This is a genomic window from Actinomyces sp. (assembly GCF_030530635.1).
In the GTDB taxonomy this organism is placed as follows: Bacteria; Actinomycetota; Actinomycetes; order Actinomycetales; family Actinomycetaceae; genus Actinomyces.
This window is the reverse complement of record NZ_JAUMUL010000003.1, coordinates 38,068-52,401: the sequence shown is the minus strand read 5'-3', so window position 1 is coordinate 52,401 and position 14,334 is coordinate 38,068. Positions and strand designations below refer to the sequence as shown.

Below are 14,334 nucleotides of genomic sequence, written 5' to 3'. Positions count from 1 at the left end.
CAGGCCCCGACCTGTTCGCAATCCCGACGCTACACGGGTCATGCCCTCCGGCGCCGCCCCTTCGGCGCGCAGCCGCAACGTGTCGCGCCCACACACGGCGGCCAGGTCGTTCCGATACTCTCCCTCGCCGTCGTTGAATCGGCACACGCAGCCCTCGCCGCCATCGCCCCCCAAGCGCGAGAGGCGCCGTCACCCGCTGCGCTGGCTCGCTGCGGCGCTGGCGATCCTGCTGGCGCTGGCGGGCGCACGGGTGGTGTGGCTCGTCAACGACGTCAATTCCAAGCTCCAGCGCGTTGAGGCGCTCTCCGGAGCGGAGGACACGCCCGGTGAGACCTGGTTGATCGTCGGCTCCGACTCCCGGGCGGACGGCGCCGTCGCTGATGACACCGAGGGGGCCCGTTCCGACTCGATCATGCTGCTGCATCGCGCCCCCGGCGGACAGGCGTCCCTGACGTCGCTACCCCGCGACACCTATGTGGAGATCCCCGGCTACGGCGGTAACAAGATCAACGCCGCCTACTCCTACGGCGGCCCAACCCTGCTGGTTTCCACGGTGGAGCAGCTGACCGGCCTGACCGTTGACCATTACGTCGAGGTCGGCATGGGCGGGGTGTCATCCCTGGTGGACGCCGTCGGCGGCATCAACCTATGCCTGGATTACGACGTCGACGACGCCGACTCGGGACTGGTTTGGAACACCTCCCAGGGAGTGTGCCAGGAGGTCGATGGCACCAAGGCACTGGCGTACTCGCGTATGCGCAAGTCCGACCCTACTGGCGATATCGGACGCGCCCTGCGGCAACGAGCGGTGATCTCCGCCGTCGTGTCCAAGGCGGTGTCCCCCTCCACGCTGCTGAATCTCTCGCAGCAGAACCTGCTCGTCGACGCCGGCACGCAGGCACTGACCGTCGACGAAGACGCCTCCATGTTCGACCTGGGGAAGATGCTGTTCGCCTTCCGCTCCGCGTCTAGGGCCGGCCTGACCGGGGCGCCGCCGATCGCAAGCCTGGATTACGAACCGGGCGGCATCGGTGCGGCCGTCCTACTCGAGGAGACGACCGCCCCCGGCTTCTTCACCAAACTGCGCGACGGCACGCTTTCCACCACCGACTTCGACCAGCCCTGATTGCGTTACGCCCCGCGCCATCCCGGGGTCGGGAAGGCGCGGGGCGTAACGCGCCTGCCAGGCAGGCGCTGAGGACACTCCGGGATCACCGGAAGTGGGGCCGGTCGGGGTCCGCCTGCCAGGCGGAGAAGGAGGAGGCGACGATGTCATCCAGGTCGTACTCGGCCTCCCAGCCCAGCACCTCGCGGATACGGGTGGCGTCACCGATAAGCTGCGGCGGGTCACCGGGGCGGCGGCCGAGTTCCTCCGGCTGCACCTCGCGGCCCGTGGCGGCGGCGACCGCGGTAATGACCCTGGAAACCACCTCGCGCACCGAGGAGCCGGTACCGGTGCCAACGTTGAAAACGTGCTGCTCCAACTCCTCCGGTCCCGACAGGCGATCAAGGGCGGCGATGTGGGCGCCGGCCAGGTCGCGCACATGGATGTAGTCGCGGATGCAGGTTCCGTCCGGGGTCGGATAGTCGGTGCCGAAGATCTTCGGCGACTCCCCTCGTGCCAGTCGGTCCAGCACCATGGGAATGAGGTTCAAGGTGGCCATGTCCCCCAGGTCGTCCCAACCCGCGCCGGCGACGTTGAAGTACCGCAGACCCGCCCAACGCAGTCCCCAGGCGCGCTCGCAGTCGGCCATCATCCACTCGCCGATCAGCTTGGTCTCCCCGTAGGGATTGATCGGGCGGCAGTCGATGTCCTCGGGCACGACTTCCACCGGAGGCATGCCGTAAACCGCCGCGGAGGAGGAGAAGATCATCTGCTCCACGCGGGCGTTCTCCATGGCCGCCAGCATGTTGGCCAGGCCACCCACATTCTGCTGGTAGTACCAGGCTGGACGAGCCACGGACTCCCCCACCTGCTTCCGAGCAGCGAAGTGGATGACGGCCTTGACATCCCTCCGCTCCATCAGATCGGTTAAGACTTCGGTGGCGCGCGCGGCGGCGACGTCGAGCTCAACAAGCTCTGCGCCCTCCACGCGCCCAGGGGTGCCGTAGGACAGGTCGTCCACAACGACGACCTCGTCTCCACGCTCTAGCAGCAGACGAACAACATGGGCGCCGATGTATCCGGCGCCGCCCGCAACGAGGATGCTCATGCCGCGATCGTACCGGCGAGCACACACACCTGGATATACCCATCCGGATGGGACCTGAGGCAGCGCCGGCACGCGAATGCGGGCTCGACGCAGCGGACCACCGAACAGACGGGGCCGCCGCCGAGATCACGGCCGGGCGGCGAACTCCCGCCGCAGGACCTCCCCCTTGGCGCGGGCCGTTTCAGCCAGGTCGACCTGGAAGGACCGCATGCCGGCACGCAGCCGCTCGGCCTCGTCCCCCTCCCCTGCACCGAGGATACGGGCGGCCAGCAGACCGGCATTTCGGGCACCGCCGACGGACACGGTGGCCACCGGCACACCGGCGGGCATCTGCACGATCGACAGCAGTGAATCCATGCCGTCCAGGTACTTGAGCGGCACCGGCACACCGATCACCGGAAGTTCAGTGACCGCGGCGAGCATGCCCGGCAGATGGGCGGCGCCGCCGGCACCGGCAATGATGACCCGCAGACCGCGCCCGGCAGCGGCGCGCCCGTAGGCGAGCATCTCGTCGGGCATACGATGGGCGGAGACGACGTCGATCTCATAGACGACCCCGAGCGCATCCAGGGCATCTGCGGCTGCACGCATGGTCGGCCAGTCCGAGTCCGACCCCATGACGATACCGACGACTGGCTGTTGACCCTGCTGGTTGCTCATGGGGCTGCTCCTACGTTGAATCGGCCACTTGATCCGCCGCCGTTCACGACAATCGCCACGCGGCCGGCGGCGCAAGCCTATGTCCTCCGCATTTTCTCTGTCTTCCCTCTGACAGCGCAACGGCCCGGAACGACGCGCCGCCGGCTTGCTCACGCCTCATCACGCAGAACGGCTACGACGCCGCGCGCCCGCTCGCGCGCAACGGCGATCCCCTCAGGATCCGTGGCCGCAGTCGTCAGGTTGACGTGCCCGAGTTTGCGACCGGGCCGCCACTGCTTGCCATACAGGTGGATACGGGCCTCCGGCTCGAGGGCGAGGGCACGGGCCACGGCGTCGTCGGCCGGGCTCCGGTCCCCGCCCAGGTAGTTGACCATGACGGTTGTGGGGGCGGTCGGCAGAGTCGCCCCCAGCGGCAGGTCGAGAACGGCGCGCAGGTGCTGGGCGAACTGACTGGTGATGGCGCCGTCCTGAGTCCAGTGACCCGAGTTGTGCGGGCGCATTGCCAGTTCATTGATGAACAGACGCGTGCCTTCAGGGCCTTCGACTGCGAACAACTCCACGGCCAGAACTCCGGTTACGTCCGTCCGTTCGGCGATGGTGCGGCCGATGTCCTCGGCCCTTCGGGCGGCGACCGGATCCAGCCCTGGCGCCGGAGCCACGGTCTCCACGCAGATGCCGCCGGACTGCACGGACTCGATCACCGGCCAGGCGGCGACCTGACCGGAGGGGCTGCGCGCCAGCAGCACGGCGAGTTCACGGGTGAAGGGCACCGCCTCCTCAACCAGCAGACTGGTCACAGCACCGCCGCCCAGGCTGCCTCCGCCGCCAGCACCCGTGGTGGCGCATCCGGCGCGGGCGGCCGCGGTGGCCTCCAACCAGGCCTCGGCCTCGCCGCCCTCCAAGTCAGCGGCAGAGCGGGCCATAAGCACACCGTGCCCGTCGTAGCCGCCGCGGGGCGTCTTGAGCACCACGGGCCAGCCGCGCTCGGCGGCGAAATCACGCACTTGCACACGCATATCCCGAGCACTCCCCGAGATCTCCGCCCAGGCCGGCTGCGGCAGTCCGGCGGCGTCCATGGCGCGACGCATGGCGAGCTTGTCGCGCGCCAGCAGCAGCGCCTCGGGGGCGGGACGCACCGGGATGCCCTCGGAGCGCAACTGACTCAGCAACGCCGAGTCCTGATGCTCATGCTCGAAAGTGACCGCCGCGGCCCCCGCCACCAGGGCACGTACGGCGTCGGCGTCGTCGGCACTCCCCACCGGAGCGTCAACGGTCACCTGAGCGGCCGAGCCGTCTGCCGCCTCGACGAGAGTGCGCAGGTGGATGTCCAGGGCGGAAGCCTCCTCCTGCATCATCCGGGCCAGTTGGCCCCCTCCAATAACGGCTAGAACAGGTGCGCTCACGCCTCCAGCCTAACGGCGCCTCCGGCGGATCGCGGCGCCGGTCCGGCTACCGGTCGGCTGAGGCTCCGTCGGGGCACCACCATGGCGACCGGTCTCGATGCGCTAAAAGTGCCGGTCTCGGCGTGTAACAAGTGGCGGTCTCGGTGCGGTTGGGCGGCCGTGCCCTTACGCTGGCTCCGTGTCTGAGCCCACCGCCCCCCGCGCGTCCGCGTCCGTACCGGCCGGCGATCCGCGCCCGCCCACCGCCGGCTCCCACCACCCCGGCACACGACCCGGCCCCCTGCCGCACTGGGCCGCAGTGCTGTTGGTGTGGCTCGCGGCGACACTGGCGTCACTACTGATCCTGCGCCTGGGGGCGCGCGACACCGGGGCGACGGTCTGGGCGCCGGCGTCGCCGTCTTGGATGCAGCAGGCGTCCTTCTGGGACTCCGGCTGGTACAACACGATCGCGCGCGAGGGATACCCGATACAGCTGCCGACCGACGCCAACGGCACCGTGCAGCAGAATGCCTGGGCATTCATGCCGTTGCTGCCGGCCCTGGCCTCGGCCCTGGCTTGGACGGGATGGTCCTTCTATGCGCGCGCCACACTCGTGTCCCTGGTGGCTTCGGCTCTGTCCGCACTGGTACTGGACCGCTGGCTGGCCTCGCGCGTCGATCCGCGAACCTCCCTGTGGGCGGTGGCACTGGTCTGGTGCTCTCCTTGCGCCGTCGTGCTGCAGCTGCCCTACGCGGAGTCACTCGGCCTGTTGGCGGTGGCACTGGTCCTCCTGCTGGCCGAACGTGGCCGGTTCCTGGCGGCCATACCGGCCGCGATCGCCGCGGCCTTCGCCCGCCCACTCGGTGTGCCGCTGACGGCGGCATTGGGACTGTGGTGGCTGTGGGAGATGCGGCGTGCCCGTCCCGGAGCAGCCCCGGAGACGGGCGCCTCCCCGGTCCGCGGCGAACGCCTGCATCTGCTGGGACTGACGGCGGTGGCCGCCGCCGGTGCCCTGGCCTGGCCAGCACTCGCCTGGGCGGTCACCGGCCGGGCCGATGCCTACACCGCCACCGAGACCTCATGGCGGGGCGGCGAACTGACGCCACTGCTGCCCTGGCTGACGCGCAGCGGGTGGTGGGTGGGCGACCACCTGGGCCCACTGCTGTTGGCCGGAGTCCTGGCGACCGGCGCCCTGGCCCTGTCGGCCCCGGCGCTGCGCCGACTCGGCGCACCCGCGTGGCTTTGGTGTGTCGGGTACGCCCTGTACCTTTTGGCCTTCTTCGACCCGACGACGTCGGTGCTGCGTCTGCTGCTGCCCCTCGCCCCGGCGGCATGGGCACTGGCAGCCCGAACCACGCCGCGCCAGCGAATGATGCTGCTCGCGGCCGGGATCGTAGGTCAGGTGTTCTGGATCAGCTGGGTGTGGGACGGTCACGCCCCGATCACCTGGGTGCCGTAGCCCGCATGTCCCACACCCGCCACCAACCGAGTGATGCCAGACACGTTGTCAGTGAGCATCCAGAAGCGGCTCCTATGATCACGCCTGTGACAGAAGCGAGTTCTGAGGTTTCGGCCGGCCGTGCACACACTCCCGTGGAAGAGCCCGCCGATACCGCACAGACTCTCGGGGAGCGACTGCTCGCCTGGCTGCGGGAGCTGACGCAGTTCGGACTGGTGGGCGCCCTGGCGTACGTCATCGACTCCGGTCTTTTCAATCTGCTTCAGCACGGCCCCACGGGGGTGCTCTCCGGGCATCCCAATACCGCCAACATCATCTCCGCCTGTGTGGCCACCTGCTTCTCCTGGGTGGCGAATCGTTCTTGGACCTATCGGGACCGTACCCGTGAGAGCATCGCCCGGGAGGCCTTCCTGTTCGCCTTCGCGAATGCCGGCGGCATTCTGATCACCCAGTTCTGTCTACTGTTCACCCACCACATCCTGGGGCTGAGCGGCACCCTGGCGGACAACATCTCCGCATACGTGGTCGGCTTCGGTCTGGGCACGGCCTTCCGTTTCCTGTTCTACCACTACGTGGTATTCACCGGCGACGCCGCTTCCCGCTCCCACTGAGCGACCCCGGCCGCGGGAGTCATCACGCACCCTCGCCAGCAGCCCGGCTCACATACACGTGCCCGATTCCACAGCCCAGATGCGGCGCTCGTCTCGGCGGCCACCCCCGGTTTGTTCCTACGCTGAGGTCGTGACTGCACTGATCCCGGTTGCCGCTTTGCCCCCCTCCGCGTCCGCAGCGGCGCTGCCCGTCATGCCCGCCCCCGGACTCGGCCCCGAATGGCTCGATGCCGCCAACCTCATCACCAAGATCGTCGAGTGGTTCGGCCCCTGGGCCATCGTCGGGGTGATGCTCGTCATCTTCGCCGAGACCGGACTACTGGTCGGCTTCTTCCTGCCGGGCGACTCCCTGCTATTCACGCTGGGATTGTTCGTGGCCACCGACGCTGTGGGCGTACACATCTGGGTGGCCGCCCCACTGCTGTGGGTCGCCGCCGTCGTCGGCAATCAGACTGGCTACATCATCGGCCGCAAGGCGGGCCCGGCGATCTTCAAGCGGGAGGACTCGCGCCTGTTCAAGCAGGAGTACGTCGAACGCACCTCCGCCTTCTTCGCCAAGCACGGCGGCAAGGCGATCACGCTCGCCCAGTTCGTGCCGATCGTGCGCACCTTCACCCCGGTGATGGCCGGTGTTGGCAGGATGCGCTACACCCACTTCCTCGCCTTCAACATGTTGGGGGCCACCTTCTGGGCCTTCGGCATCACCTGGCTCGGATATTTCCTCGGATCCATCAAGTGGATTCAGGAGAACATCGACGTGATGATCCTGGGCATCGTCTTCGTGTCGGTGCTCCCCATGCTGATCACCGCCCTGCGCAACAAGCTCGGTGCGAACAAGAAGGACGAGTCCGCCGAGCCGATCGCCGTCGAGGCCGCCGAGTAAGCCGCAAGGACCGCCGGACGGCTGGTTTCCCGGGGAAGCGGGTGACAATGCCGTCCTTGGGTTTGGGATGCCAGCGGCTGGTCTGGTTCTCGGCACACGCCTTCATTAACGAGTACAAGGCGGCCCCGACCACCACAACGACCGTTTCCGAACCAGCTGGAGGGGGATGCTCGGCCCCATAACGGCCCGGCAAAAAGTGGTCAGAACCGGCTCTTCCAGTGTTTGTGGGTGTGCTGGTTTCAGCCAGGGTTGCGGTGTGGGCGGGCTGCGGTCGGGGCGTTCGAGGTCGGTGTCGGGCTGATTAGGTCGTTCTCGCCGTCGGCCGGGCGACGTCCCCACCCACCCAAAACCTTGCCTGCCCGAGCACGACCCCACCGACCCGATACCGACCTCACCACCCCAACCACGACCACCGCGAACACCGCAGCCCAGGCCGAAGCCACCACGTCACAACCACCACACCCTCAAACCGGAAGAGCCCTTGTTCCACCTCACCTTCCAAAACGGTCAAAGGGTAGTTTCGGGCAAATTCGGTTCCGGGCAAGAGTTTCGGGCGGCCACGACACAGCGTGTCGCACCCTCACGGTGAGCGCTCCGTAAACGATCGACTTCGGCATTACACCTCTATCGATCTAGGCGTAGGAGTCGGCTCAGAGCCGGCGGCGGCGCCCCACACTCACCAACGCGCCACGGGGCAGCACATTATTGGGGTCTAGCGACTTGGGGACCGCGTTGAGCAGGATCGAGAAGATCGCGGGCTTGCGCTGGGACAACTCAATGCGACCGCCGTCGGCCTCCACCAGGTCTTTGGCCAAGGCCAACCCCACGCCGGTAGAGCCGTGCCCGGACACGCTGCGCTCGAAGACGCTCGGGGCGAGATCCTCCGCCACACCCTTGCCCTCATCGGCGACATCGATGAAGACACCGTGCCCGCCATTCGCGGTGCGCACGGACACGCTGGTGGCACCGTCCCCGTAGCGCAGCGAGTTCTCAATGACAGTCGCCAGTACCTGCGCCAGCGAGCCGGGGGTCGCGAGCACCGGCATGCCGACCTCATCGGTGAATGAGATCGTGCGCCCCGCATCGTGGAATGCCGGTTCCCACTCCTCGCGCTGCTGATCGAACACGTCGCGCAGATGGAGCGCCTCGGTAGTGCCACCGCCGGTGCGCCGTGAGATGCGCAGCAGATCCTCCACCACCCCGGTAAGTCGATCCACCTGCTCAATGCATGCACGGGCCTCCTCACGCACCTCCTCCTGAGAGGACAGCAGCTCGATCTCCTCCAGCCGCAGGTTCAGGGAGGTCAGGGGCGTACGCAGTTGGTGGGAGGCGTCTGAGGCGAACTGACGCTCGGCCGCAATGCGTCCGGCCACACGCTCGGCGCTGCGCACCAGTTCCGCCTGGACCAGGTCAATCTCCTCAATGCCGCTGGAACGCAGGCGGGGCCGCACCTGCCCGGAGCCCAGCTGTTCGGCCTCGGCTGCCAGGTAGATCAGGGGCGCGCTGATGCGTCGCGATGCCCGCGTAGCAACGACATAGGCGGCCACCAGGGCCACCGCGGCCAGGCCGACGGTGGTCAGCACCACGATCAGGATCACCCGCAGGTGATCCTCACCGTCGGAAGAGGCACGGGAGGCTACGGCGATCCAGGCCCCGCTCAGCGGCACCCCCAGCAGCACGACGGCAACGGACACCGCCGCCATGGTCATCTGCATAGCTCGGCGTTGCATCGCTCTGCCCTCTTAGACGGTCGGCTTCAATCGTGACCGGTAGCAGGCCCGGTCAGACCGCCAGCCGGTAGCCGCCTTCATCGGCCAGCAACAGCGCCGGGACATCGGCATCGTCGCCCAGCTTGCGGCGCAGCCAGGTGATGTGCATGGACAGGGTGTGCTCCGTTCCGGTCGGATCCTCGCCCCACACCTCCTTGAGAATGTCCTCGGTGGACAGCGCCTGGCCGCCACCGCGTACCAGCACGCGCAACAGCTCGAACTCCCGTGTGGTCAACGTCAACTCCTCCGCGCCGACGAAGGCGCGGTGGGCGGCCACGTCCACACGGATGCTGCCACCGACCAGTTCATCCTCAATGGCCTCCCCGGAGGCGCGCCGCACCTGCGCACGCACGCGAGCAAGCAGCTCCGCCAGGCGGAAAGGCTTGGTGACGTAGTCGTCCGCGCCGGCGTCAAGGCCGACCACCAGGTCGGTGTCCTCGCTGCGGGCGGTGAGCATGAGGATCGGGATGGTCAGCCCCTGAGCACGAACCTGCCGGGCCACATCCAGGCCGTCGATGTCCGGCAGGCCGAGGTCGAGGACAATGATGTCCGCTCCATCCAGGTCTCCAAGGGCGCCCTTGCCCGTGCCATGCGCGTGAACCTCATAGCCCTCACGGCCGAAGGCGCGGGCGAGGGGCTCGGAGATGGCGGGGTCGTCCTCAACGAGAAGCACAGTCGTCATATCGTGGATCGTATGCGACCAGAGCGGTAGGCGTCATCCTCCCTCGGCAGGAGGCGACTTGCGCCAGGCGAGGCGCGCTGCTCCGGTACCGACGGACGTCAGGCGAGGGCGAGCGCCCAGGGGGTGACATTTCCGAGCCCCTTGGCGACCACGTCATGGCAGGGGTGGACCGTGTACCTGTGCGCGTCCGGCCCGTTGATGATCTCCATCGCTGTGGCCTCATCCATGCGTATGCCTCCGGGCTCGGCGGTGTCCACCAGCCGAGAGGCGAGATTCACCGGCGGTCCGAACACGTCGCCGGAGCGGGAGACGACCCGCCCCTGGACCAGGCTGGCGCGCACCCGCATCATCTCCGGTCCGGACTGGAGTTCGTCGACCAGCGCGGTGACCACGTCGGCCGCGGTAGTCAGGTCGTCGGCGATGTACATCACGGCGTCCCCAATGGTCTTGACCACGCGGGCGCCACGAGAAGTCACCACATCGCGTGCGGTCGACTCGAAGTCCTCGAGCATCGCCGACAGCTCCAGGCGCCCCATGGTCTGAGCCCGCTGAGTGAAGGAGACAATGTCCACAAATCCCAGGGAGCGGATCAGCGGATAGTAGTCGGGTCCGGCATCCTCACGGCCACGGCGGGACACCTCCGAGTCCGTACGGTCCAGGAGCGAGGCGAGGTGACGGCGCCACACGTAGATCAGCTGCCCGGACAGGGAGTCGATCATCTCGTCGATGTGGTCCAGGGCCACCAGGCGGGCGGCGGTGTCGTCCAGGTGGAGGCGCTGGGAGATATCGGCGACGAGTGTCTCCAATTGCCAGAGCACCAGTCGGTCCATCGTGTAGGACTGGGCTCGCAGCAGCTCCAGGACACTGCTGGCGGCGAGACCGCCCCCGGGGGCGTGCGTCGAGGGCAGACCGTCGTCGACTTCGTCGATCAGATCTGCGACGGTGCGCAGGGCGGCGGCGTCCTGGGCGGTGAAACGGATCTCGTCGGGGTCCACGTCGGCGAAGCCCATGGCGCGCCAGAAGCGACGGGCCAGGTCCATCCCGGTGCCGGCACGGTCGGCGATGTCGCGCATACTGAGGTGAGGCGTCCCCCGCAACAGTCGCCGCTCGTGACCGCGCACCGTGCCCAAGGCCTCATCCCTGGGCACCTGCGCCGCTAAGGCGGCGTCACCGGCATCCGGGTGTCCGGCGGGGGTGCGCGAGTCGTGCGTCTGCGGTTCGGTCACCGCGCAAGAGTAGCGCACATCACACGCACGTGATCAATCCTGAGGGAGACCTTTGCGCCTGATGACCGAACCATTCCCTTCTCCGGCGCAGTCGAGGCCATGGGGATCGGTGCCGGCCTCTGCCGCACGCACATGCTCCACGTCCCCGGCGCCGAGGACCACGCGGCGCCGTACCCCATCGTCGCTCGTTTGCAGCACCAGGCCGGGGTTCAAGTCGACCGCCGTGCCGATCAGCTCACCGCCCACCCCCGCCACGCGCACGAAGCGTCCGAGAGTGGCACAGCCGCGGCGCAGTTCGCTCCCCAGTGCGCCGTCACCGGCGTCGGGGTCGCCGGCGCCGGCCTCCCAGGCCGCCAACAGGTCGCCGAGCTGCTGCCCGCAGTCGTCCAGGACCGCGGCCGGCGCCTCGGCACTCACGGCGAGGCCGAGTGAGGTCAGCGAGGCCGCCCAGGGGACGGGCAGGTCGCGGGCGGGCTGGGACAGGTTGATCCCGATGCCGACGACGACGGCAGCGGCCTGCGCACGGTCGGCCGGGACGCCGGCGCGCGGATCGGTTGTGAGCTTCCCAGTGTCGACGCCGAAACCGGCGGGCGGGATCAGTTCAGTGAGGATACCGGCGAGTTTGCGGCCGCATCCCCAGCCGGCAACCGATGGTGGAGCCGGTGTCGCCGGTAGCGGCAGGGCGATGACGTCGTTGGGCCATTTGGTCGCCGCGTACCAGCCGGCAGGCTCCAGCCGGGCGGTGAGCGCGCGGACGACGGCGAGTCCCGCCAGCAGCGGCAGCCACGCCAGGCGGTTCGCGGGCACCAGGGGGCGCAGCACAATCGAAGCGGTCAGCGCACCTGTGGGCGGTGTGGTCCAGACATGGTCGGCACGCCCCCGGCCGGCGGTCTGAGTGACGGCTCGGAGAGCGGAGAGGTGCGGCCAGTCATCCGCCGAATTCGGGTCGAGTACACCACCGGGGCCCAACAGCGCCCGCCGCAGGTCGGTGTTGGTCGAAGCGGTGCGGGCCACGACCTCCAGGCGGCTGAACGGTGAGTGGGCGCTCATGCCGACAGCCTACGGGAACACTTCCGGCGTAGTCCCGCCCGCCGTCCCCTGCGGCGCACACATTAGGCTTGGAGGCGTGCTTGTTCTGGCGTCAAAGTCCACCGGTCGGCTGGCCACCCTGCGCGCGGCCGGAATCCAACCGCGGGTGCAGGTCTCCGATGTCGACGAGTCCCGAGTCCTGACGGATCTCGCCGCCTCCCACTGCGCCGCGGGCGCGGCGGCCCCCACCCCTTCCCAGCAGGTGCAGGCACTGGCATGCGCCAAGGCGCTCGCCGTCGCCGGCGCCCTGCCGCCGGCCGCCGCGGCGGCCGATCCGGCCCTGGTGGTGGTCGGCTGCGACTCCATGCTGGAGTTCGACGGCACGGTGGTCGGTAAGCCGGAGACGGCTACCCGAGCCCGTGAGCGCTGGCAGGCGATGCGCGGCCGCAGCGGCACCCTGCACACCGGCCACTGCTTGGTGCGCGCCGCCGACGCCGCCACCGCCGAGGGCGTGTCCTCCACCGTCGTGCACTTCGGCAAGCCGACCGACGCCGAGATCGACGCCTACGTCGCCTCCGGGGAGCCGCTGTGGTGCGCGGGTGCCTTCACCATCGACGGCCTGGGCGGGGCCTTCATTGACGGCGTCGAAGGGGACCCGCACGGCGTGGTGGGCATCTCCCTGCCGCTGCTGCGTCGGCTGCTGGCGCGTCTGGGAGTTGTCTGGACCGACCTGTGGTCGACGTCGACGCGTTGACGCGACTCAGCGGCGCACCACCACGGTGCGCCCAGCCCGGGACAGACCGCCGTCGGCCAGTGCCCGGAGGACTGCAGCCCCACCCGGCCGCAGCGGGACGGCCCCGGTGAAGCGCAGGTCGACGCCGCCGACGGCGGGGAGCAGTGCCAAGCTGAGGGCTCCCAGAAGCAATCCGTGAGCGACGATGTCCTCCTCCCCCACGGACAGTCCGGAGCCCCGGGCCGCGCCGGGACGGCGATGGATCGGATTGTGGTCGCCGGTGGCATGCGCCCAGGCACGCACATCCCCGGCCGTCAGCGTGAACACCGTAGGGGCCACGGCGGCGGTCCGGGGATTCCGGTCGACCGGACTGCTCGTCTGCGCCTCCGTGCGCCGAGCCACGTCATGGATGACTCGAACGCCTGTGGGCCAGGCGGCTCCGGCGTCATGCACCAGGACCGTCGCACACGTCAGCTCCCAGCCGCCACGAATGGTACGGGTCAGATCGGCGTTACCTTCGCTCATCCCCGAAACCACGGGAGCGTCTGTCGACGTATCCAGGTCGATCGGCGCGATGCGGCAGCGGCGGTGTATGAGCCCGGTCGATCCGATCGGTTCTAGGGTCTCCCCGCGAACCATCGCATCGGTTACACGCTCGAGCGCCACCACCGCGGGCAGAATCGTTTGCGCGGCACCAACGGCGTCGAGGCGGCCGGCCCGCGGCGAGCGGTCGAGCACGGCGGCGAGGACGGAGGCCATGTCATCGACAGCTCCGCCGCATCGGCCACCCGCCGATTCATCGATCGGACGAGAGATACAGCGAGGCCCCGACGACCTGGCGTCGTCGGGGCCTGTGAAGGCGCTGAGCACCACCCCGCTCAGCGGGTCTCGCGGTGCTCCGTGTGCTTGCGGCAACGGCGGCAGTACTTCGACAGAGACAGCCGGTCAGGGGTGTTCCGGCGGTTCTTCTTGGTGATGTAGTTGCGCTCCTTGCACTCCGAGCATGCCAGAGTGATCTTGGGGCGAACGTCGCTGGTCTTGGCCACGTTCCTCTCCTCTCGCTGATCCTCGAGCAGCCCGCTGGGTGCCATGCTCGAACTTGCGTAGCGGGGGAGGGACTCGAACCCTCGACCTCACGATTATGAGTCGTGCGCTCTAACCAGCTGAGCTACCTCGCCAGATGACACGGCAGGGGCCCTTGGGCCCCCGCAGCATCCGAGCCCCGAAAGGGAATCGAACCCTTGACCTTCTCCTTACCATGGAGACGCTCTGCCGACTGAGCTATCGGGGCAACGAGCGGAACTCTAGGCAGATCGGAATCGCCCGCGCAACTCCGCTCCCCGTGGCCTCGCTCACCGCGGTCCCGCCCTGGCGAGCGGGTTCTGGCTACGGGCGCGCATGCGCCGTAACCATGGTGGCGGGTGAGGGATTCGAACCCCCGTAGCATACTGCGGCTGATTTACAGTCAGCTCCCATTGGCCGCTCGGGCAACCCGCCGGGCTCCTCGCTCAGCGGGGGCGGCAATCCCGTCCCACGTCTTCGCTCGGTGCCGTGGAAGGATAGCAAGCCGACGACGACGCACGCCAATCGTCGCAGTAGGACTCTGCTCACAACGCCGATGAGGTCGTCACCTCCGGCTCCTTGCTGACACGAGAGACTCTAGAGTTGTTGCCATGTCGCAACCCCA

Annotated in this window: 14 protein-coding genes and 3 tRNA genes; 5 read left to right on the top strand and 12 right to left on the bottom strand. The window is 68.6% G+C overall.

The features are described from left to right. The first annotated feature begins 133 nt into the window (after positions 1-133). The gene (locus Q4A20_RS01685; RefSeq protein WP_303119477.1) at positions 134-1,126 is read left to right on the top strand and encodes an LCP family protein; all 993 of its coding nucleotides are present in this window, start codon (positions 134-136) and stop codon (positions 1,124-1,126) included. Between the two features lie 85 nt (positions 1,127-1,211). On the opposite strand, the gene galE is transcribed toward Q4A20_RS01685, so the two are convergent. From galE to Q4A20_RS01670, 3 genes are all read right to left on the bottom strand, one after another. Further along, positions 1,212-2,213 carry a UDP-glucose 4-epimerase GalE gene (gene galE / locus Q4A20_RS01680; RefSeq protein WP_303119475.1) on the bottom strand — a complete coding sequence of 334 codons (1,002 nt, stop codon included), beginning with the start codon at positions 2,211-2,213 and terminating at the stop codon, positions 1,212-1,214. A gap of 126 nt (positions 2,214-2,339) precedes the next feature. Next, the gene (purE, locus tag Q4A20_RS01675; protein WP_303119472.1) at positions 2,340-2,873 is read right to left on the bottom strand and encodes a 5-(carboxyamino)imidazole ribonucleotide mutase; all 534 of its coding nucleotides are present in this window, start codon (positions 2,871-2,873) and stop codon (positions 2,340-2,342) included. Positions 2,874-3,022: 149 nt separating this feature from the next. Next, positions 3,023-4,276 (bottom strand): 5-(carboxyamino)imidazole ribonucleotide synthase, encoded by a 1,254-nt coding sequence (locus Q4A20_RS01670; protein ID WP_303119469.1) that lies wholly within the window; start codon positions 4,274-4,276, stop codon positions 3,023-3,025. Positions 4,277-4,556: 280 nt separating this feature from the next. Here Q4A20_RS01670 and Q4A20_RS01665 point away from each other — a divergent pair, with 280 nt between their 5' ends. The 3 genes from Q4A20_RS01665 to Q4A20_RS01655 all read left to right on the top strand — a co-directional run bounded on the left by Q4A20_RS01665 (position 4,557) and on the right by Q4A20_RS01655 (position 7,208). After that, on the top strand, positions 4,557-5,714 hold the full coding sequence (locus Q4A20_RS01665; RefSeq protein WP_303119666.1) for a hypothetical protein: 1,158 nt from the start codon (positions 4,557-4,559) through the stop codon (positions 5,712-5,714). Positions 5,715-5,848: 134 nt separating this feature from the next. Then, on the top strand, positions 5,849-6,325 hold the full coding sequence (locus tag Q4A20_RS01660; RefSeq protein ID WP_303119664.1) for a GtrA family protein: 477 nt from the start codon (positions 5,849-5,851) through the stop codon (positions 6,323-6,325). Between the two features lie 193 nt (positions 6,326-6,518). Next, positions 6,519-7,208: a VTT domain-containing protein gene (locus Q4A20_RS01655; protein WP_303119662.1), complete on the top strand. Its 690-nt coding sequence runs from the start codon at positions 6,519-6,521 to the stop codon at positions 7,206-7,208. Between the two features lie 650 nt (positions 7,209-7,858). Here the strand turns inward: Q4A20_RS01655 and Q4A20_RS01650 are convergent. From Q4A20_RS01650 to Q4A20_RS01635, 4 genes are all read right to left on the bottom strand, one after another. Continuing rightward, positions 7,859-8,938 carry a sensor histidine kinase KdpD gene (locus Q4A20_RS01650; protein ID WP_303119466.1) on the bottom strand — a complete coding sequence of 360 codons (1,080 nt, stop codon included), beginning with the start codon at positions 8,936-8,938 and terminating at the stop codon, positions 7,859-7,861. A 52-nt stretch (positions 8,939-8,990) separates the two neighbouring features. Continuing rightward, the gene (locus tag Q4A20_RS01645) at positions 8,991-9,659 is read right to left on the bottom strand and encodes a response regulator transcription factor (RefSeq protein WP_303119463.1); all 669 of its coding nucleotides are present in this window, start codon (positions 9,657-9,659) and stop codon (positions 8,991-8,993) included. Positions 9,660-9,757: 98 nt separating this feature from the next. After that, entirely contained in the window at positions 9,758-10,807 is a 1,050-nt protein-coding gene (locus Q4A20_RS01640; RefSeq protein WP_303119660.1) for an adenylate/guanylate cyclase domain-containing protein, read from the bottom strand. A 111-nt stretch (positions 10,808-10,918) separates the two neighbouring features. After that, positions 10,919-11,935, bottom strand: a complete 1,017-nt coding sequence (locus tag Q4A20_RS01635; protein WP_303119460.1) for a biotin--[acetyl-CoA-carboxylase] ligase — start codon at positions 11,933-11,935, stop codon at positions 10,919-10,921. Positions 11,936-12,011: 76 nt separating this feature from the next. Between Q4A20_RS01635 and Q4A20_RS01630 the strand changes: the two genes are divergently transcribed. Then, entirely contained in the window at positions 12,012-12,668 is a 657-nt protein-coding gene (locus tag Q4A20_RS01630; protein ID WP_303119458.1) for a nucleoside triphosphate pyrophosphatase, read from the top strand. Between the two features lie 6 nt (positions 12,669-12,674). Here Q4A20_RS01630 and Q4A20_RS01625 read toward each other — a convergent pair whose 3' ends face one another. The 5 genes from Q4A20_RS01625 to Q4A20_RS01605 all read right to left on the bottom strand — a co-directional run bounded on the left by Q4A20_RS01625 (position 12,675) and on the right by Q4A20_RS01605 (position 14,144). Continuing rightward, positions 12,675-13,406 (bottom strand): MaoC/PaaZ C-terminal domain-containing protein, encoded by a 732-nt coding sequence (locus tag Q4A20_RS01625; RefSeq protein WP_303119456.1) that lies wholly within the window; start codon positions 13,404-13,406, stop codon positions 12,675-12,677. A 119-nt stretch (positions 13,407-13,525) separates the two neighbouring features. Beyond that, positions 13,526-13,693 carry a 50S ribosomal protein L33 gene (rpmG, locus tag Q4A20_RS01620; RefSeq protein ID WP_303119658.1) on the bottom strand — a complete coding sequence of 56 codons (168 nt, stop codon included), beginning with the start codon at positions 13,691-13,693 and terminating at the stop codon, positions 13,526-13,528. Between the two features lie 58 nt (positions 13,694-13,751). Continuing rightward, positions 13,752-13,825 (bottom strand) — tRNA-Met (locus Q4A20_RS01615). A gap of 40 nt (positions 13,826-13,865) precedes the next feature. Further along, positions 13,866-13,938, bottom strand: a tRNA-Thr gene (locus tag Q4A20_RS01610). Between the two features lie 121 nt (positions 13,939-14,059). After that, a tRNA-Tyr gene (locus tag Q4A20_RS01605) sits at positions 14,060-14,144 on the bottom strand. Positions 14,145-14,334 lie beyond the last annotated feature (190 nt).

What these genes read in the sequence shown, in the direction of transcription:
- Q4A20_RS01625 (WP_303119456.1), bottom strand. Translation starts at nt 13,406, where the DNA reads ATGGCCTCCGTCCTCGCCGCCGTGCTCGACCGCTCGCCGCGGGCCGGC.
- Q4A20_RS01635 (WP_303119460.1), bottom strand. Translation starts at nt 11,935, where the DNA reads ATGAGCGCCCACTCACCGTTCAGCCGCCTGGAGGTCGTGGCCCGCACC.
- galE (WP_303119475.1), bottom strand. Translation starts at nt 2,213, where the DNA reads ATGAGCATCCTCGTTGCGGGCGGCGCCGGATACATCGGCGCCCATGTT.
- purE (WP_303119472.1), bottom strand. Translation starts at nt 2,873, where the DNA reads ATGAGCAACCAGCAGGGTCAACAGCCAGTCGTCGGTATCGTCATGGGG.
- Q4A20_RS01650 (WP_303119466.1), bottom strand. Translation starts at nt 8,938, where the DNA reads ATGCAACGCCGAGCTATGCAGATGACCATGGCGGCGGTGTCCGTTGCC.
- Q4A20_RS01645 (WP_303119463.1), bottom strand. Translation starts at nt 9,659, where the DNA reads ATGACGACTGTGCTTCTCGTTGAGGACGACCCCGCCATCTCCGAGCCC.
- Q4A20_RS01655 (WP_303119662.1), top strand. Translation starts at nt 6,519, where the DNA reads ATGCCCGCCCCCGGACTCGGCCCCGAATGGCTCGATGCCGCCAACCTC.